Genomic DNA, 19,096 nt, shown 5'->3' with positions numbered 1-19,096 from the left:
CCCGCTCAGGCCGGGCCGACCCTCACGCCCAGGCACGCCTCCCGCGTCGCGCCGGTGATGGCAGGAGCATTGCCGGGGTGGCCGCGGTGATGCCACCAGGCCAGCAGGGCAAAGACGAGGGCTTCCCTGGCCTCCGCCGCCACGCCGACCCCCTCACTGCGGCCGACGGCCAGACCACGGCATCGGCGCTGCAGTTCCCTCATCAGCATGGGGTTTCGGCTGCCGCCTCCGGCCACCACCAGTTCCAGGAGGTGAACCTTTCGCCCCGCCTTGATCCGCTCAAGATCCTGGGCCACCACGGCCGCGCTGAAGCCGGTGAGGGTGGCCACCGCATCGGCGGCCGGGATCGCCCCCAGCTGTCGCAGGCGACGCTTGAGATCCTCACGGCCAAAGCATTCACGCCCCGTTGATTTCGGTGGACTGAGCTGGAAGTAGGGCTCCCCAAGCCAGCGCTGAATCACAGCGTCGCCGCAGCGCCCTGCTGCGGCCATGGCACCGTCACGGTCGAACAGCTGCTGGCCATCGCTGAACTGCTCCATTGCCAGATCAATCAGGCTGTTGGCCGGTCCGCAGTCCCAGCCGAGAACAGCCTCTTGTCGCTGGGGGCCGCAACGGGGAGGAATCAGGGTGAGGTTGGCGATGCCCCCCAGGTTGAGAACACCCCGCCAGCCATCCGTCGCCCCGATCAGAGCGGCATCGGCTCTGGGCACCAGTGGCGCCCCCTGGCCCCCAAGGGCAAGATCAGCGGCGCGGAAATCGTGGACGACCGGACGAGCCAGCAGCTGGGCCAGGAGCGGAGCCTGAAGGAGCTGCCAACTGGTGCCTCTCCGGTTTCGGGTCGGGGGACGGTGCCAGAGGGTCTGGCCATGGCAGCCGATCAGGGCTGCGCGTTGCTCGGGATCGGCGCCGCGAGCCGCCAGCGCCTGCTGTTCGGTCACCGCCTCCGCCAGATCCAGCAGGGCCGCGGCCGGCCGTGGCTCGCCCTGGCCGACGCGCACCAGCTCCTCCCGCAGTGCTGCGGGGTAAGGGCTGTGGTGGTGGCTCAGGAGCGTCCAGTTGGGACGCTCCGGGGCACCATCAAAACGAGCCAGCACCGCATCAACCCCGTCGGCACTTGTGCCACTCATCAGGCCGAGGCAGAGCATGGGGGCGATGGTCAGGTTTTGGGCAACCGCTGCAGGTCATCCACCAGGCCCATCACCACCAACAGATGGCCCTCCTCCAGCACGTGGGAGGCCGGAGGGTTCACCGTGAGGTCGCTCTGGGGACCTGCCGCCAGCACATTCACCCGGAAGTTCTTGCGCAGATTCAGGTCGCGCAGCGAGCGGCCCATGAATGGCTCCGGCACCTTGATCTCCTCGATGCAATGCTTCTCATCCAGGGCCAGCCGTTCCATCAGGTTGGGGCGCACCAGTTCCAGCCCGAGTCGTTCCCCCTGCATCCGAGAGGGAAAGATCACCCGGTCGGCTCCGACCCGTTTCAGCATCTTTTCGTGCAGTTCGCTGGTGGCGCGGGCGATCACCTGCCGCACCCTGGTGCCTTCGCTGTCCTTGGCGATCAGGGTGGCAGTAATACTGGCCTCGATTGGCTCGCTCATGGCGACCACCACAGTGCCCATGTCCAGCACACCTGCTTCCCGCAGCGATTCCTCATCGGTGCAATCCACCACCCGGGCTTCCACGGTCGGCTCCAGCTGACGCAGTTCATCCACCGCCCGTTCCGAGCGGTCCACCGCCAGCACTTCAGCTCCGTTCTGCAGCAGTTCACGGCAAACGGCGATCCCGAAGCGACCGACACCGATGACGGCGAACCCCAGCCGGTCGCTGCCCTGGAGCGGGCTCCACTGCCACCATTCCCTCATTGCTGGTGATCCCGTCGACGGCGGTCAGACATAAAGGTCCTCACGGGGATAACCAATCCGATTCTGACGGTGGATGTGGATCTGGTCCCGGGTCATGACTTCCCAGATGGCGCTCAGCAGCAACAGAATCCCCAGCCTTCCCACGAACATCCCCAGCATCAGCACCGCCTGACCGAAGCGGCCCAGTTGCTCGGTGACCCCGAGATCGAGGCCGACGGTGGCAAAGGCCGAGATGCAGGTGAACAGCATCTCCAGAAAGGTGAAGGGTTCTTCCCCGTTGAGATTGCTGGCGATGCTCAGCAACAACGCCATCGCCAGAACAAACAGCAGGGATGCCACCGTGATGCCAAGGGCCCGCAGCACGACCTTGTCCGGGATTTCGCGGTTGCGGATCACCACCGCATCACGGCCACGCATGGTTGATCGCGTCGCTGCCATCAGGGCCGCCACCGTGGTGGTCTTGATGCCTCCACCCGTCCCGCCGGGACTGGCACCGATGAACATGAGGCTCATCAGCAGCAGGGTGCCGGAATCGGTGATGTTCTCGAGGGAGAAGGGGACCGTGGTGAACCCGGCCGTTCGGGCGGTGACCGATTCGAACAGGGCGGTCATCCACCGTTCCCGCCAGGCCATGCCGATGAACACCTCGCCTCGGTTGAGCCACTCCGTCAGGGCCAGCCCAACGGTGCCGAACACCACGAGAAGCAGCGTGGTGCGAAGGACGAGACGGGTGTGAAGGCTCAGTCTCCGCCGGCTGCGACGGACCCCCTGGCTGGCGAGATCGCTCGTCACCCGCCAGCCCAGTCCTCCCATGACGATCAGCACCATCACAACGGCGTTGACCACAACGTTGTCGTGGTAGCGCTCCAGGCTGTCGGACCAGAGTCCGAAGCCGGCGTTGTTGTAAGCCGAGATGCTGTGGAAAATCGAGGCCCAGAGCCGCTCCCCCCGGTCGGGGATGTTGCTGAACCCGAAGCTGTAGAGCACCAGCGCACCCACCAGGATCACCAGGGCTGCCGTGAGGGCAATGCCACGAAATGTGCTCCCCACCCCGCCGACGCCGAATTCATCCAGGGTCTGGCCCCGGTCCAGTCGGCGGCGCAGACCGGTGCCCTTCACCACGAAGCCCTGGAGAAAGGTGGTGATGGCCATCAGTCCCAGACCTCCCGCCAGGATCATCAGGGCCAGGACCAACTGCCCGGCGGTGGTGAGATCGGCCCCGACATCAATGATCGACAGGCCGGTCACCGTGATCGCTGATGTGGCGGTGAACAGGGCTTCCCACAGCCCCACCTTGCTGCTTGAGCAGAGCGGTGTGGCCAGCAAAACCGTGCCCAGCAGGATCACCAGCAGGCCGGTGACCACCGTGAACTGGGGCACGGTGAGTCGCCGGTGCCAGCCCTGGCTGCGCTCGATGGCCTGGCGGAGGGGCACGGAGCTGACGACTTGAAGAACGACCAGTGTTGATCAGGATGCGGCATAACGCCACAGGATCAGGGCCGGCACCAGCACGGTCATGATCACGGTCAGCCCGATTCCATATCGGGTGACATCGAGGAAGCGATACCGCCCGGGCCCGAACACCATCAGGTTGGTCTGGTAGCCAACCGGGGTGAGAAACGACTGGCTCGCGCCGAACAGCACGGTGATCAGCAGGGCGGTGGGAGGCAGGTCCAGCCCCGGGGCCAACTGGACTGCCACCGGCGCCAACAGGGCCACGGAGGCCGCATTGCTCATCACTTGTGTGAGCAGGGTGGTGCCGATGAACACCACCACCAGGGATCCGTAGGTGGGCCAGCCCACCAGCCACTGTTGAAGACCCTGGGCCATGGCATCAGCCAATCCGGTGCGCTGCAGAGCCACACTGAAGCTGGTGAGGGATCCGAGCAGCAGGATCACATCGAGACGGATGGCGCGTTGCAGCTCTCCGGGGCGAAGACAGCCGCTGGCCACGACGGCGACGGTGGCCAACAGCACGGCCGCCACCAGGGGAATCGGCGTCAGCGTCGGCAGCACAAGCATGGCGATCGCGATGCTCACCACCAGCGGTTTGCGCCGCACCGTCGGGAGATCATCCTCCAGCCGATCGAGCACCAGCAGGTCGTTGCTGGCCTGCAGACCACGAATGGAATCGAGGGGGGCCTGCAGCAGCAGCACATCTCCTTCCCTCAGGACGATCTGCCCCAGCCGTTCCTGCAGGGTCTCCTGGCCGCGACGCAGGGCGAGCACCGTGGCGTTATGGCGTTGGCGGAAGCGGAGTTCGCGGAGGCTGGCTCCGGCCAGAGTGGATCCGGCCGGCAGCAGCACTTCAACTGTCTTCTGACCGCTCAGGTCATCACTGCTCAGATCGAAACCCGCATTGTTCCCCTGGGTGGTGAGCTGAACGGTGTGGTCCTGCTGGAGACGCAGCAGGTCCTGCCGGGTCACCCGCAGCAGCAGATGGTCGCCGGCCTGGAGCTTGCGGTCCGCCAGGGGGGGCATCAGGCGTTCTCCGGCACGCTGGAGCTCCAGCACATCCACATCGAAGCGGCGTTGCAGTCGGCTGTTGTGCAGGGAGACCCCCACCAGTTCCGAGTCCTGGGGGATGGTGACTTCGGTGCTGTAACTGCTGCGCTGGGGCGACAGCCCCAGCTCGTCATTGTCGTGGCCACGGTCCGGCAGCAGGGCCCGTGGTGCCAGCACCAGATAAGCGGCCCCCACAAGCCAGATCGGCAGGCTGATCAACGTGAAACTGAACAGCTCCAGGGATCCATGCCCGAGTTGCTGGCTGATGTCACTCACCAACAGGTTGACCGAACTGCCCAGCAGGGTGAGGGTTCCGCCGAGCACGGTTGAAAACGACAGGGGAAGCAGAACCCTGGATGGGGAGACCCCGCGCCGATGGCACCAGTTCTCCACCACCGGCAACAGCGATGCCACCACCGGTGTGTTGGGGACGATGCCGGACACCGGCGCGATCACTAAGGCCATCAGCGCGATCAGTCGTCTTGGCGAGCGGATCCGCTCTGAGGCGATCAGGGCGCGCAGGCGGTCCAGTGCTCCGCTTTTGAAGAGAGCAGCGGAGACCGGGAACAACCCCATCAGGGTGATCAGGGCGGGACTGCCGAATCCAGCCAGGGCCTCCGGTGGAGACAGCACCCCCGTGGCGACCAGAAGGCCGAGGCTGAGCAGGCCGGTGAGTTCCGGGGCCAGGGCTCCTGTGATGAACAGAGCAATCGCCAGAGCCAAAACCGTCAGGGTGATCACCGCCTGAGGGTTCTGAAGCGCGCTGATCAGCTCGGCCATTCGGGCGCAGGCCCTGCATCTGGATCTGATTCTGCCCCGGGATCAAAGAACTGCTCACGCAGCCAGTCCTGCAGACCCCGCAGGCCGTCTCCGCGCTTGGCGGATAAAAACAGTGTTTGAGCGTCCTGCCGCCGGATCATGTCCACGGACTCCAGCGGGCAGCGGTCGATCTGGTTGGCCACCACACGCCGTAACGCGGTGCTGCCCAGGGAATCCAGCAGCCGATGGACGGTGCTGAGCTGCCCGCACCAGTCGGGATCCGCCAGATCCACCACCACCAGCAGCACATCGGCATCGAGGGCTTCCTCCAACGTGGCTCGGAACGCTTCCACCAGCGGCTGAGGCAGGTCACGGATGAAACCAACGGTGTCTGTGATCAGCAGCTGGTGCGGACGTTGCCCCGGCCGCGGCAGCTCCAGTCGGCGGGTTGTGGGATCCAGGGTGGCGAAGAGCTTGTTCTCGGCCAGCACTCGATCGCTTTCGCGGCGACCGCAGAGAGCATTCAGCAGGCTCGATTTTCCGGCGTTGGTGTACCCCACCAGGGCTACCCGAGGCAGTCCCCGGCGTTGGTCCCGCAGTCGGCTGCGGTGTTGCTGCAGTTGCTGCTGATCCCGAAGCAGGCGGTCGATGCGGCGGCTGATGGCACGGCGATCCTTCTCCAGCTGCGTTTCACCGGGCCCTCGGGTGCCGATGCCGCCGCCCTGACGCGAGAGGCTGCGCCCCCGCCCCAGCAGGCGTGGCAGGCGATAGCGCAGTTGAGCCAGTTCCACCTGCAAGCGACCGGCGGCGCTGCCAGCCCGCTGGGCAAAGATGTCGAGGATGAGCTCACTGCGGTCGGAGACCGGACAGACCAGCAGCCGTTCAAGATTCCTGGCCTGAACGGGCGTGAGCTCACGATCCGTGACGACCAGTGAGGCGCCGCGGCGGCGCACTTCCAGGGCGGCCTCCTGCAGTTTTCCGGTGCCCCAGAGGGTCTGTGGATTGGCGCTGCCGGCACGCTGCGACACCACCGCCACCGGTTGGGCTCCAGCGCTGCGCACCAGTCCCTCCAGTTCTGCCAGTTCCCGTTCGCTGCGGTCCGCATCCCCGCTGGTGAGGGTCAGCAGCAGGACGGCTTCGATTGCTGGAGCGGAGACGGGAGGGGGCGCCTCCGCTGTTGTGATCGCACCAGGGCTCAGATCCTGCTGGCTGAGATCACGCAAATCCCCCTGGTCCAGCTGACGCCAGCCATGGGATTCCTCGCGGTCGGGCAGCAACAGTTCGGCGCTGCGCAGTCCATCGCGGCCCGGAACCGGGGCAAAGCGCAACCAGCTGATCGGATTCAGATCCAGGGCGACCACCGCCTCTGCCCTGTCCTGATGCAGGCCATGGCGGCTGAAGGGGCAGCTCAGCAGCCGCCAGCCGCCACCCCGTCGCCTTGGTGCCTGGGGCAGGTGCTGGCGAAGCGCCTCGGACCCTTGCAGGGGCCCCAGCCAGAGCAATCGGCAGAGCCCACGACCGTCCAGCACGAGATGCATGGACAGCTCAAGCTCCTGCACCAGTGCGGCCATCCTCTCCAGGGTCAGCAGATCAGCACCACTGCCTTCGGGATGGCGACGATGGCTGAGGCGGTCGAGCTGCCGATGCTGTCCGGGCCGAAGACCGCGGATTCGGCCGCCGAGATGGGCCTGCTTCAACGGCTCATCAGCCAGGCACCGGCGGAACGCAGCCCGAGGGACAGCCCTGGCAACCGGGTGAGATAGGTGGCCCGTCGGATCTTGAAGGCCAGGGGGCCGGCCAGGGTGATCCCCAGGCCGGTGAGCGTGGCGTCGCCGATGCCCAGGCTGAGCATCTCGCCGCGATCCTGGAACTGAAAGGGTTCCGGCTCCTGGGTGTGATCCATGGCCTGCAGGGCCTTGGCGACAGCGTCACCCTGCTGCATGGCGACCTGGGCGGTAGCGGGCCAGGGATTGGCGCTGCAACGTCCACAGTCCCCAGGGACGAAGACGTGGGGGTGGTCCAGAAGTCTCAGGTCCTCGCTGATGTTGAGGGGGGCTCTGGCGCCTGCGGGGTTCGGGTGGATGTCCGGCAGGGTGGGGCTGCTGCCGGCACTCCAGATCAGCCCGCTGTGGGGCAGGGATGTGCCGTCCTTGAAGCAGACGCGATCAGCATGGACTTCCGTGACCGCTGTGTTGAGGTGCAGGCAGACCTCCCGCCGCTCCAGAGCGGCGGCAGCTCGCTCACGGTTGAAGGAGGCACTGTTGGGCAGGATCCCGTCGCCCCTTTCCACCAGATGGATCCGGGCTGCTCCATCCAGCATGTCCGCCAGCTTGCAGGCCAGCTCCACTCCCGTTGGCCCCGCTCCGACAATCGCCACGGTGGTCTCCGGCGTCCTGCGTTTCTTCAGGTCGTCGACAAGGGCGCGCAGATGGGCCACATCGTCGAGATCGCGGAAGCCGCTGGCATGTTCGCGGACACCGGGAACCCCGAAATCATTCAGCTCAGTGCCGGTGGCCAGCACCAGATCACCCCATGGGAGAGACCCTGAGGCAACGGTGGTGAGTTGCCTGGCGTCCAGATCGATCCCGCTGACGCGGTCCTGCAGCCAGCAGATGCCGCGACTGCTGAGCAGCTGGCGATAGGCGGGTGCCACTTCCCAGCTCTGCAGTTCACCACTCAACAGTTCGTAGAGAAGAGGCTGGAACAGGAAACGGTCACGAGGCTCGATCAACACCACCGGTCGCTCCGGCAAGCGTTCATGCACGGCCAAGGCACTGAACAGGCCGGCGAAACCTCCTCCAACCACCACCACGGTTTCAGGTGATGACAGAGGTGTTGCCATGGAACGTCCGGTGTTGATGAAACCTTAGGCAGCCCGTCCCACAGGGCGACAGGGGAAGATGGGAGCGGTGATGGATGGGGTCCGCGGCATGACGGGCGTGTTGGTTCGAGACAATCTCGATGCGGACCGCAGCGGCCTGGAGCCGTTGAGTCCTCAGGAGCGACTCGCCTGGGCACACCAGCGCTTCGGATCCGGATTTGCTCTCACCACCAGCTTCGGCATTCAGTCAGCCGTGCTGCTGCACATGCTGAGTCAGCTGCCGGATGGTGACGTGATCCCTGTGGTCTGGGTGGACACCGGCTACCTCCCGGAGGAGACCTACCGCTACTGCGCCCAGCTCACGGAGTTGCTCCAGATTCGTCTTGTGGTGGCTCAAAGCGCAATGTCTCCGGCCCGGATGGAGGCCCTGCATGGCCGCCTCTGGGACACCGGAAAGCTCGATGACCTTGAGACGTATCACCAGATCCGCAAGGTGGAGCCCCTGGATCGGGCCATGGAGCAACTGGAGGTGAGCTGCTGGGCCAGTGGTGTGCGACGCGGCCAGACCGATCATCGCCGCTCAATGAGCCTGCTGGATCCGATCCGAGAGCGGCTCTCGCTGCGTCCGCTGTTGGATTGGACTCAGAAGGACATCTACTACTACATGCGGGACAACAATCTCCCCCAGCATCCGTTGTTCGAGCAGGGGTATTCCACCGTGGGGGATTGGCATTCCAGTGCTCCAGATGGCGCTGACCTGAGCGGTCGAAACACGCGCTTCGGAGGGCTCAAACAGGAGTGCGGCATCCACGTGCCTCAGGAGGCCGTGGAAGGGTTGATGGGGGATGGGATCTAGGCCGGATGGCGACCTGCGCCCTGCTGATCGGCAACAGCCGCTGGCACTGGGCCCATCGGCATGAGGACCGTTGGTGTTTTCAGCATGACGAGCCCGATCCGCAGCGGATCGACACGGCCAACCTGGTCTGGGCCGCTGTGGGAGAGGTCCCGGCAGCTCTGGAGAGCGCCCAGGATTCCCGACTCCAACTGAACGATGTTCCCCTGCAAGGCTGCCCGCCCTGGCTTGGTGTCGATCGGGCCCTCGGGGCCTGGGCTGCCTGGAGACGTCAACAATCCCAAGGTGGTGATCTCGATCAGGGTCTGTTGCTGGCCGATGCCGGCACTGTTCTCAGCCTGACCCTGCTCGATGGCGATGGCCGCTTCCGCGGAGGCCGTTTGATGCCTGGATTGCGTCTGCAGTTGCAGGCGATGGCATCGGGGACAGCCCTGCTGCCTGCATTGACCGGACAACAGCAAATTGATGATCCGTTCCCGATGGGCACCTCAGAGGCGATGGGCCAAGGGGTGATGGAGGGATTGGTGGCTGCCGTTGTGGATGCGCAGCAGCGCAGTGGGGCGTGCCTCTGGCTCTGTGGTGGTGACGCTCCCTGGCTGGAGCAGGCACTGATCCAGCGGGATGTATCAGTCCAGATGGATCAGCAGCTTCAGCTGCAGGCCATGGTGGAACTGATCCCGGTGATCAAGCCAGTTCCAGATCACTGAGGATGTCGTCGGCCATGGTGGCTGATTTGACCTTCCAGTAGATCTTTTCAAGCTTGCCGTCGGCATCCACCACGAAGGTGTGGCGCATCATGCCCATGTACTCACGACCCATGAACTTCTTCAGGCCGTAACTGTCGTAGCTGCTGGCGACCGCACAGGGCTCCACATCGGTCAGCAGCGTGAAGGGAAGCTCGTGCTTGCTGATGAATTTGGTGTGGGAGGTGGCGTTGTCCTTGCTGATGCCCAGCACCTTGATGCCGTGCTGCTCAAAGCGATCCCAGCGATCCCGGAAGTTGCAGGCCTCTTTGGTGCAGCCCGGGGTGTCGTCCTTGGGATAGAAATAGATGACGACCCGCTGGCCTCGCAACGTCGCCAGCTGCACCGGGTCGCCGTCCTGATTGGGGAGCGTGAAATCGGGTGCCGGATCACCGATCTGGAGAGCCACTGGAGCCATCGCTGGTTGGGAGTCGAAGCGTAACGGCCCTGTGGCTGATCCAGCACCATCAAGATCTGCCCTCCAAGGTGGAGCTTTCTCCTGCAGAGGCGGCCTGGATGGATGGCATGGCCACAGCCAGGGGCATTGAGTTCCGGCGCTCCAGGCTGTGGATGCGGCGCTGCCTCGCCGACTGCTTTGGGGTTGATCCAGCCACGGTGCCGTTGCAGGCACCACCGGGCGAGCCACCGACCCTGGCTGACGGCTGGGGTTTCGTGAGTCTCAGTCACTGCCGTGATGCGGTGTTCGTGGCCTGGTCCCCCGACGTTGTGGGGGTGGATCTGGAATGCCGCGACCGTCGTTTCCCCGCTGCGGCTTTGGCACGGCGTTTTTACTGCTCGGATGATCAACGGGAGCTCGACGATCTACCTGCTGAAACGCTGCGCTCGGCCGTGTTGAAGCAGTGGGTAGCCAAGGAAGCGTTGATCAAGATGCAACGGGGGAGCCTGGCGGTTGATCTGCGCCGTTGGCGCTGTGGCGTTGCGTCCTGCCAGGGGTCGCATCCAGCGCTGGTGGATCCTGTGCCGGTGCTGCGATTGCAGCTGAAGGGCTGGCTGATGGCTGTTGCCGGCGTCAGAGGACAGGTTGGCCCGATCTGCCTAGCTTGAAATCTCTTTTGTTTCGGCTGTTTTGATGGCCCATCAGCCGTGGACCCACTCGTTGGTGACCCTGATGGCAGCCACACCGTTGCTGGTCATCGGAGCGTTGGGATTGACGTCTGATCCGCGGGCTCCCATGGCACCGGGCCGTCAGAGCACCGAAGGGGTGTCACGCACCCGCTTGTCAGAACAGTTGGCCGAGCGGGAAATCGAACTCGATCAGCGGCGTGAGGCTCAAACGTTGCTTCAAGAGTTCATCCGTGGCCAGATGGCGCGTCATTACTGGGGAGGTTTTTCGCCGTCGCTGGCTGATCTTGGGCTGACGGTTCCGCGGCGCCTGGACACCCGCGTGGATCGAGATCTGTTGACGACCACCCTTCGGGTTCTGCCTCGACGCGGCTCGGAGGCCTATCTGGTGGGCATCGAACGACGGGGAGGACAGTTAACCAGTTGGTCCTGCCGCGGCCGCAAAGATCAGATCGGCAGTCGAAGGCAGACAGGATGTCCTAAGGGATGGACATTGCTCGATGTTCAGTAGCGTGAATGAACGAAATCCATTCATGCTCATCCCCAATCGATGGAGATGCTTGTGCCTAAAGTTGTGTTAATCAATTATTTTGCTAAACAACGGCTGAATAATTACAGGCTGGTTGGGTTTATGGACGGTTTTCGTCTTTGAGACTATTATGTAAATTGATTGATGCTTTATTTGCAGTCTGTGTTCAATCGTGCTGTTGCTGGTCTTGCTGTTTGTGCGTCTATGGCATTGATGGCTGCGCCTGGAGCTTTTGCAAATAATCTTTTTGGCTGGGATGCGGGGAGTGCGGCTTGGGTTGGTAATTTGCCTGCTCTTCTGAGTTTTTTGGAGACAGGCAGCATCAATGACCGCTCGCTTTTTGCAAGCATAAGAGACTCTGGATGGACAGCGGATGAGGTTCGTCTTGGAATGAGAAAGGTATATAATGTAGATGTGGCAAGAGTCGCTAGATTTTTAAATAGTCGAGAGGGAATTAATTTTCTTTCGCTTCAGACCTCTGCCTATTATCCTCGTAATGGGACGCGAATTTCTGCAATTCCAGCTTTGCGTTCGGCTATAATTAAGGCTTCGATTGGCGGCAATCTTTCATCGGTTGGAATTATAAGCAATCTTCCTGTTGACTTCCGTTTGTCTAGCGAAGGTTCTTTAGATGGTGGTGGGTTGGTGATTTGCGCCCCTGAAAAGGTTGATAAACGGCAGGCTTCTTCCTTGTTGAACTGGTATTTGTTCTTGCCTGCTTGTATCGCAAGAGATGCGGCTTTGTATTAGTAATCTGCGGGATTTCGAGGGCGCTATCTGAATTTTGTTGTCTATATGATTAAGAGAAATAAGACCCTGTGTCTTTATAGGATCTGCTGTTCGACGCTCTTTTCCTGGACTTGCTTTCCTGTAATTAATTGATGCCGCATCTGCAGCCGCAGTCCCTCCGATCCAAGTCCCTCCAGGGTTGTTCGCAGCAGCTGCAGTGGTTCATGTTTGATGCTGCCGAGCATGCGGCGGTACGCAGAGTCTTTGGCCAGCCATCGCTCCGCCAGGGACTGTCCCCCAGGCAACGTCAGAACCTCGTCCCATTGTTCGGTGTTCAGGCTCCAACCTTGCTCCTCCAGCGGCTGCATTTGGATTTGCAGTTGTTGCAGCCAATGTTGCTCCTGCTCCACCAGCGGTGACAGCGACGTTGCGGCAACTTGTGAAGCTGCGGTGAGGGCCCCTGCCGGGCCTTGCACGGCGCAGCTGATCAGCAGGCGCAGCCTGGCGTTCCTGTCGGCATGGCCCGTCAGAAACTGAGCCAGTTCGGTCCAGTTCATCTCCGGAAGATCAGCTGTGCTCAGGCGCCCGCCGATCCAATCGAAGACCTGATCGGATGGCAGCGCTTCAAGCCCATCCAGCAGCTGTGGCTGCCGCTCCGGTTCCAGCAGGTCGATCTGTGCCGCCAGTCGCTGGAGATCGTCGGGGCTTGGACAGATCAGGGTGACGCCTCCTTCCGGCACTCGGCGAAGTGGATCCAGTGCCCAGAGCAGGGAATGGCAGCCCAGCAGCAGGACGCGGTCCTGGCGCTGCCATTCCACATCAGCCCAGAGCCGTTGTCGCAGCAGGTGAAGGCGTTCACCCTCCTGCCCCAGCTGCCGCTGAATCCAGCGTTCCATCGCTGGGCTGTCGGGGCCACTGCTCAGCATCAGCGGCTGCTCTGTCGCCAGTTCCGCGGCTGCGGCCAGTTGTGCCGCACGGCGCTCGGCCATGCGCTCCCGGCGTTCCCCTTCCCAGCCCAACTGGCCCGGTTGCCAGAACACCTCCCCCTGCAGCGCTGTGGGGAGGTATTGCTGTTCGACCCAGTGCTCCGCGTAGGCATGGGGATAGCGGTAGCCGACGCCATCGCCGAAGGCATCGCCATCGCGGTTGGCATCCCGCAGGTGGCTGGGCACGTCCTGCCGGTTCGCCTCTCGCACACTCCTGAGGGCGTCAAAGAAGCCCAGCACGCTGTTGCTTTTCTCGGTTCCGGCCAGATAAAGGGCGGCCTGGGCCAGCGGATAAAGGCCTTCCGGCAGGCCGACTCGCTCGAAGGCCGCGGCGCAGGCCTCTACAACCACGATGGCTTGGGGATCGGCCAGGCCGATGTCCTCCCCCGCCGCGATCAACATGCGCCGGAAGATGTAGCGCGGATTTTCTCCGGCCTCCACCATCCGCGCCAGCCAGAACAGGGCGGCATCGGCATCGGATCCCCGCAGGGATTTGATGAAGGCGCTGATGGTGTCGTAGTGGGCGTCTCCCTGCTTGTCGTAGAGCACGGCCCGTTGCTGAATCGATTCCTCAGCGATCGCCAGGTCGATCCGAATCACCCCATCGGGCTCCGGCTCCGAGCTCTCCACCGCCAGTTCCAGGGCATTGAGCAGGCTGCGGGCATCGCCGCCTGCCACATCCACCAGATGCTCCGCTGCCTCGGGCGCCAGGATCACCTGGCGCGTTCCGTACCCCCGTTCCTCATCGTTGAGGGTCCGCCGCAGCAGCTGGTGTAGGTCGTCCGGTTCCAGTGGCAGCAGCCGGAACAGGCGCGAGCGGCTGACCAGCGCTTTGTTGACTTCGAAATAAGGGTTTTCCGTGGTGGCGCCGATCAGGGTCACCGTCCCGTTCTCGACCCAGGGCAACAGCGCATCCTGCTGTGCACTGTTGAAGCGGTGCACCTCGTCGATGAACAGGATCGAGCGCAGGCCGTGGCGTTCGAGGCGAAGCTTGGCGGCGTCCACCTCCGCGCGTAGATCCTTCACCCCGGCGAGCACTGCATTGAGGCTGCTGAAGTGAGCCCGCGTGTGGTTCGCCACGATTCGGGCGAGGGTCGTTTTGCCGACACCGGGAGGTCCATGCAGGATCAGATTGCCGACGCGGTCGGCTTTGATGGCACGCCGGAGGAGACGCCCCTGGGCCAGGATTCCCTGTTGGCCTTCAAATTCCTCCAGGGTGCGTGGACGCATGCGGTCGGCCAGGGGAGCCTGCTGCCGACGCCGCTGTTCACCCTGATAAGCGAAGAGGTCCTGACTCAACGGAGCTGCACCGACGGTCCCAATAGAACACCTCGCGCGGGGATACTGCAGCCCAGTGACTTTCAGCACATAATCGCCTATTGGCTCAACCTCCGTGCGTCATCCGCAGCGACTGCTCCTTTCCCTCGCCGCTCTGGTCACCGTCAGTTCCTGTAAGGGAGAAGCGCCTCAGCCGCCGCCGCCGCCGCCGAAGGTTCAGGCCGTCTCCGCCCAGATGGCGGATTTCACCGAAGGGGTCGACACCGTCAGCACCCTGGAGGCCAGCAACCTGGTGGAGCTGGCCGCACAGTCGGGTGGCCGGATCCTTGAGCTGAAGATCAAGCAAGGCGATGAAGTGGATCCCGGCCAGTTGCTGGTGGTGCTGGATCAAGCCGAAGAAAAAGCCAAGGCTGAAACCGCCAAGGCCAACTACGACCGCTACCGCTACCTGGCCGAGACAGGAGCCACCTCCCAGAAGGAGCTGGATCGCTATCGCACCCAGTACATCTCAGCGATGGCCAAGCTGAGTTACAGCAACCTGCGCTCCCCCTCCGGCGGCACCGTTGCCGATGTGAAGGTGAAGGTGGGTGATGTGATCCAACAGGGGCAGGTGTTCACCAGCCTGGTTCAGAACAACGAGCTGGAAGCCCGCGTTGAAGTGCCTGCGGTGTTTGCCAGTCGTCTCGCGCTGGGTCAGCCGGTGCTGCTCAGTGCGCCAGGCAGTGAGAACGTAATTGCCACAGGCAAAGTGGATTCAATCGACCCAAGGGTCAACAAAAAGACCCAGGGGCTTCTGGTGAAGGCGGTCTTCCCCAATGCCGACGGCAAGTTGCGCGATGGCCAGCGCCTGCGCACCAGGGTGCAGATCAAGTCGCAACAGGAGCTGTCGGTTCCCTTTGCAGCGGTGACCCAGACCTCCGGCCAGAGCTTCGTGTTCCGCCTCGGCAGTTTCGAGGAGCTCGAGCAGAACCCTGGCAAGGCTGACCTCGACAAGCTGGAGAAGGGCATCAAGGCTGGCAAACTTCCCGCCGATTCCCAGTTCGCTCTGCAGACCCCCGTCACCGTGGGCGAACTCGAGAATCAGCTGTACCCGATCACCAAGGGGCTTGAGGCCAATCAGAAGGTGGCCACCACCAATCTGCTCAACCTGAAGCACGGGATGCCTGTTCAGGTGCAGCCCGCCAAGGCCAACTGAGGTTGAACGATGTCTGCTTCCAATAATTTCATCACCAGGCCGGTCCTCAGCACGGTCTGCAGTCTGCTGATCGTGATCGTCGGTTTGATCGCGATTCCGATTCTGCCGATCGAAAACCTGCCGGATATTGCACCTCCCACGGTGAAGGTCCAGGCCACCTACGTGGGCGCTGATGCCGAGGCTGTCGAGCAGGGGGTCACCTCTGTGCTTGAGCAGCAGATCAACGGGGTGGAGAACATGGACTTCATCACCTCCAACAGCTCCTCCGATGGCGTGAGCTCGATCTCGGTGTCGTTTGAAAGCGGCACGGACGGCAACATCAATCAGGTGAACGTGCAGAACCGCGTTTCCCTGGCCGAACCCCAGCTGCCTGAGGAGGTGCGCAAGTCGGGGGTGACGGTTAACAAGGCCTCCAACTCGATCCTGCTCGTTTACAACTTCGTCAACGAAGACCCCTCCAAGACCGAATACTCGGTGGAGACGATCAGTGGCTATCTCGACAAGAACCTCACCGACAACGTAAAGCGCGTCAAAGGCGTCGGCGATGTCACCTACTTCGGCAACAGGAAGATCGCCTTCCGGCTCTGGCTGGATCCCGAAAAACTCACCGCCAACAACCTCTCGGCCACCGATGTGGTCAATCAACTGCGCAGTCAGAACCGACTCGTAGCTGCTGGCAAGATTGGTGGTGCACCAGCCCCTGAAGGTCAGGAATACACCTTCACGGTTCAGCTCCAGGGCCGCCTGACCAGCACTCAGGAGTTCGAGAACATCATTCTGAGAACCACCGATGCCGGTGGCCTGGTGCGCCTCAAGGATGTGGGGCGGGTGGAGCTCGGCGGTGAGATCTACGGCATCGATGCCATGGACCTCAAAGGAACGCCATCCGTTGGTATTGCCATCTATCAGCTCAGCGGCAGCAACGCCATTGAGGTGTCCAACGGTGTGAAGGATGTGCTGGATGAATTCGAGAAAACCCTTCCCGTGGGCCTCGGCGTTCAGAAGATCTACGACACCACCGACTTCATCAACCAGTCGATCAAGGGTGTGACCAACTCCCTGCGGGATGCGGTGATTCTTGTGGTGCTGATCCTGTTCCTGTTCCTGCAGAACTGGAAGGCGACGCTTGTGCCTGCCATTGCCATTCCTGTGGCGTTGATCGGCACCTTCGCCTTGGTGCTGGCCTTCGGTTTCTCGCTCAACCAGCTCACCCTGTTCGGCCTGGTGCTGGCGACGGGTCTGGTGGTGGACGATGCCATCACGGTGGTGGAAGACACCTCCGCCAAGAAGGCGGAGGGCATGACCTCTGTTCAGGCAGCCATGGAAACCATGGATGAGCTGTTCGGCGCTGTGATCGCCACCTCCCTGGTGAAGATGGCGGTGTTCCTGCCGGTGCTGTTCTTCCCCGGTGCCACCGGCACGATCTACAAGCAGTTCGCCGCCACGATTCTCTTCTCGATCGGCATCTCCACCTTCAATGCGTTGACGTTCTCGCCGATGTTGTCGGCGTTGTTGCTCTCCAAGGAGACCAAGGAGCTCAGCCGTAATCAGTACGCCACAGCCGGTGTGGTGCTGGGCTTTTTTTATGGACTGCTCAGCGCCGGCAATGGTGCTGCGGCCGCCATCGTCCCGATGGTGGCGGGTGGCGTGATCGGCTTCATCGCTTCCAAGATCACCGGGATGCCCCTACGACTTCCCTTCGCCGCTGGTGGAGCGGCCGTCGGGGTGGTCACCACCGGCGTGATCTTCACCAATCCGATTCCGGTGGTGCTGTTCACCGCCATTGGTCTGGTGGGGGGCTACTTCGTTCCGGTGATCTTCACCAACTTCAACCGCTTCTACAGCGGCTTTGAGAAGCGCTACGCCTCCATCCTGGACGCTGTCATGAAGGCCCGTCCGATCGTGATGGCGGCCCTGGCGGCCGGCATCCTGCTCACCGGCTTTGCCTTCACCCGCATCCCCGGCGGTTTTGTGCCGATTGAGGATCAGGGGTACGCCATCGGTTTCGTCCAGGCGCCTGATGGCGTCTCCAACGAGAAAACCCTGGCGATCAACCGCCAGGTGGCTGAAGTTCTTCGCACTGAAGAGGATGTGGCCTCCGCTGCCCTGTTCAGTGGCGCCAGCCTTGATGGCAACGCACCCAACAAGGGTCTGTTCTTCATCGGCATGAAGCACTGGGATGAACGTCCTGGCGCTGAACACACCGTGGGTGCCGTGGTGAAGCGTCTCAACGCCAAGATGTATGGCGCCATCGATGCCGGCCGGGTGTTCGTGGTGGAGCCGCCTTCAATCCCGGGTTATGGCACCGGCGGTGGCTTCGAGTTCCAGCTGCTGGATCAGAGCAGCGGTGTCTATTCCCTCAACGACTTCTTCGGCACGGCGCAGCAGATCATGCAGGCCGGCAATGCCAACCCCGTGCTGAACCGCGTTTACTCGCTGTTCTCACCTCAGGCGCCGCAATACAAGATCAATGTGGATCGTGAGCAGATGGCGTCTCTCGGCGTGGACTTCGGCTCCGCCATGTCCGCCTTCAGCGTCAACTTCGGTGGTGCCTATGTGAACGACACCTTCCAGGAAGGCAAGGTGCGTCGCGTCTATGTGCAGGCCGATGAAGTGAGTCGGGCCACCCCTCAGCGCCTGTCCGCCATCTATGTGCCCAACATCGAGGGTGAGCAGGTCCCCCTCTCGGAGTTCTTCACGGTCAAACAGACCGTGGGCCCGAGTGTGATTCCTCACTTCAACCTTTATCGCTCGATCAAGATCGAGGGCACTCCCAAGGAGGGCAACAGTTCCGGTCAGGCGATCGGGGCGATGAAGCAGATCTTCAGCGCTGGCAGCTATCAGGGTCTCGGTTTCGACTGGACTGGCATCTCCCGTGAAGAAGTGAAGGCCGGATCCCTGGCCGTCGTGATCTTCGCCCTGGGCATCCTGGCGGTGTTCCTGGTGCTGTCGGCCCAGTACGAGAGCTACTCCGATCCGATCATCATCCTGCTGACGGTGCCCACCGCACTGCTTGGTGCTCTGGTGTTCCTCGGCGGGGCCGGCCAGGTTCTCAACATCTACGCCCAGGTGGGTCTGGTGATGCTGATCGGTCTGGCGGGTGGCAACGCGATTCTGATCGTCGACCTGGCCAACCAGAAAATGGGTGAGGGTGAGTCGGCCCTGGAAGCCGCCAAGTTCTCAGCGAAATCCCGTCTGCGGCCGATTCTGATGACGGCGATCTCGTCCCTTACCGGTTTCCTTCCGCTGATGCTGGCCAGCGGTGCCGGTGCCCAGAGTCAGTCGTCCCTGGGTCTGGTGGTGTTCGGCGGCCTGCTGGTGGCCACATTCCTCTCCACCCTGGTGGTGCCTGTGTTCTACGTGGTGATGAAGTCGTTGCTGGGTCAGGCGGATGCCAAGCCACAGGATGAGGCTTCTACCCCAACCACGCAGCCGGGTTGATGTCTGGAAAGAAGCCTGAGCTCAATCAGACCAAGCCCTTCAGTGGCATGAGGGTTCTGGTGGCTGTTGCCATTGGCTGTGCCCTTGGGGCTGCGGTGGCTTATTTCATCAAGGTGCTGATCGACAACAGCCCGGCGGAGATCGATCTGCGGCGCCTGCGCCTCTTCTATCTGATGGTGATCAGCTCAGGCGGCCTGGGTGGTTTCGCCATCGAAACCATGCGCCAGTTGCAAGAGGAGGCCAACGACCCTCTCTATCGCCCGAAGAACCCGTACCGGGGCCGTCGTCCGCTCTGAAATGAATCCCACCAAAA

At 62.6% G+C, this 19,096-nt stretch carries 16 protein-coding genes; 8 read left to right on the top strand and 8 right to left on the bottom strand.

What is annotated here, in order from left to right; genetic code table 11:
* Window positions 1-5: 5 nt before the first annotated feature.
* From SynA1528_RS11270 to SynA1528_RS11245, 6 genes are read right to left on the bottom strand one after another with little or no spacing between them, the layout of a single operon-like run.
* Window positions 6-1,145, bottom strand: coding sequence for an anhydro-N-acetylmuramic acid kinase (locus SynA1528_RS11270; protein ID WP_186586816.1), 1,140 nt, complete (start codon window positions 1,143-1,145; stop codon window positions 6-8).
* Window positions 1,146-1,156: 11 nt separating this feature from the next.
* A complete protein-coding gene (locus SynA1528_RS11265) occupies window positions 1,157-1,861 on the bottom strand; it encodes a potassium channel family protein (protein WP_186586815.1) in 705 nt (234 codons plus the stop codon).
* Between the two features lie 24 nt (window positions 1,862-1,885).
* Window positions 1,886-3,295 (bottom strand): TrkH family potassium uptake protein, encoded by a 1,410-nt coding sequence (locus tag SynA1528_RS11260; RefSeq protein ID WP_186586814.1) that lies wholly within the window; start codon window positions 3,293-3,295, stop codon window positions 1,886-1,888.
* A gap of 33 nt (window positions 3,296-3,328) precedes the next feature.
* Window positions 3,329-5,146: an SLC13 family permease gene (locus SynA1528_RS11255; RefSeq protein WP_186586813.1), complete on the bottom strand. Its 1,818-nt coding sequence runs from the start codon at window positions 5,144-5,146 to the stop codon at window positions 3,329-3,331.
* Window positions 5,134-6,822 carry a GTPase HflX gene (gene hflX / locus SynA1528_RS11250; RefSeq protein WP_186586812.1) on the bottom strand — a complete coding sequence of 563 codons (1,689 nt, stop codon included), beginning with the start codon at window positions 6,820-6,822 and terminating at the stop codon, window positions 5,134-5,136. Before hflX ends, SynA1528_RS11255 begins: the two co-directional genes overlap by 13 nt.
* The gene (locus tag SynA1528_RS11245; protein WP_186586811.1) at window positions 6,819-7,967 is read right to left on the bottom strand and encodes an NAD(P)/FAD-dependent oxidoreductase; all 1,149 of its coding nucleotides are present in this window, start codon (window positions 7,965-7,967) and stop codon (window positions 6,819-6,821) included. The genes hflX and SynA1528_RS11245 overlap by 4 nt, the downstream gene beginning before the upstream one ends.
* Before the next feature lie 88 nt (window positions 7,968-8,055).
* Between SynA1528_RS11245 and SynA1528_RS11240 the strand changes: the two genes are divergently transcribed.
* Complete coding sequence (locus SynA1528_RS11240) at window positions 8,056-8,802, top strand: phosphoadenylyl-sulfate reductase (protein WP_286187958.1); 747 nt, start codon at window positions 8,056-8,058, stop codon at window positions 8,800-8,802.
* Between the two features lie 5 nt (window positions 8,803-8,807).
* Window positions 8,808-9,506 (top strand): type III pantothenate kinase, encoded by a 699-nt coding sequence (locus SynA1528_RS11235; protein ID WP_186586810.1) that lies wholly within the window; start codon window positions 8,808-8,810, stop codon window positions 9,504-9,506.
* Here SynA1528_RS11235 and bcp read toward each other — a convergent pair.
* Window positions 9,484-9,951, bottom strand: a complete 468-nt coding sequence (gene bcp / locus SynA1528_RS11230; RefSeq protein ID WP_186588426.1) for a thioredoxin-dependent thiol peroxidase — start codon at window positions 9,949-9,951, stop codon at window positions 9,484-9,486. The genes SynA1528_RS11235 and bcp overlap by 23 nt on opposite strands.
* Before the next feature lie 77 nt (window positions 9,952-10,028).
* Here bcp and SynA1528_RS11225 point away from each other — a divergent pair, with 77 nt between their 5' ends.
* From SynA1528_RS11225 to SynA1528_RS11215, 3 genes are all read left to right on the top strand, one after another.
* On the top strand, window positions 10,029-10,607 hold the full coding sequence (locus SynA1528_RS11225; RefSeq protein ID WP_286187822.1) for a 4'-phosphopantetheinyl transferase family protein: 579 nt from the start codon (window positions 10,029-10,031) through the stop codon (window positions 10,605-10,607).
* Window positions 10,608-10,632: 25 nt separating this feature from the next.
* Complete coding sequence (locus SynA1528_RS11220; RefSeq protein ID WP_186586809.1) at window positions 10,633-11,136, top strand: thymidylate synthase; 504 nt, start codon at window positions 10,633-10,635, stop codon at window positions 11,134-11,136.
* Between the two features lie 162 nt (window positions 11,137-11,298).
* Window positions 11,299-11,904, top strand: coding sequence for an alpha/beta hydrolase (locus SynA1528_RS11215; protein WP_186586808.1), 606 nt, complete (start codon window positions 11,299-11,301; stop codon window positions 11,902-11,904).
* Between the two features lie 74 nt (window positions 11,905-11,978).
* On the opposite strand, the gene SynA1528_RS11210 is transcribed toward SynA1528_RS11215, so the two are convergent.
* Entirely contained in the window at window positions 11,979-14,168 is a 2,190-nt protein-coding gene (locus SynA1528_RS11210; RefSeq protein WP_186586807.1) for an AAA family ATPase, read from the bottom strand.
* A gap of 94 nt (window positions 14,169-14,262) precedes the next feature.
* Between SynA1528_RS11210 and SynA1528_RS11205 the strand changes: the two genes are divergently transcribed.
* From SynA1528_RS11205 to SynA1528_RS11195, 3 genes are read left to right on the top strand one after another with little or no spacing between them, the layout of a single operon-like run.
* Window positions 14,263-15,342: an efflux RND transporter periplasmic adaptor subunit gene (locus SynA1528_RS11205; RefSeq protein ID WP_186586806.1), complete on the top strand. Its 1,080-nt coding sequence runs from the start codon at window positions 14,263-14,265 to the stop codon at window positions 15,340-15,342.
* Window positions 15,343-15,351: 9 nt separating this feature from the next.
* The gene (locus SynA1528_RS11200) at window positions 15,352-18,783 is read left to right on the top strand and encodes an efflux RND transporter permease subunit (RefSeq protein WP_186586805.1); all 3,432 of its coding nucleotides are present in this window, start codon (window positions 15,352-15,354) and stop codon (window positions 18,781-18,783) included.
* Window positions 18,783-19,079, top strand: coding sequence for a hypothetical protein (locus SynA1528_RS11195; RefSeq protein ID WP_186586804.1), 297 nt, complete (start codon window positions 18,783-18,785; stop codon window positions 19,077-19,079). Before SynA1528_RS11200 ends, SynA1528_RS11195 begins: the two co-directional genes overlap by 1 nt.
* Window positions 19,080-19,096: the final 17 nt, after the last annotated feature.

It is taken from the genome of Synechococcus sp. A15-28, from assembly GCF_014280175.1.
Classification (GTDB): Bacteria; Cyanobacteriota; Cyanobacteriia; order PCC-6307; family Cyanobiaceae; genus Parasynechococcus.
The sequence above is the reverse complement of the archived record's forward strand: the minus strand, read 5'-3'. Positions and strand labels throughout refer to the sequence as shown.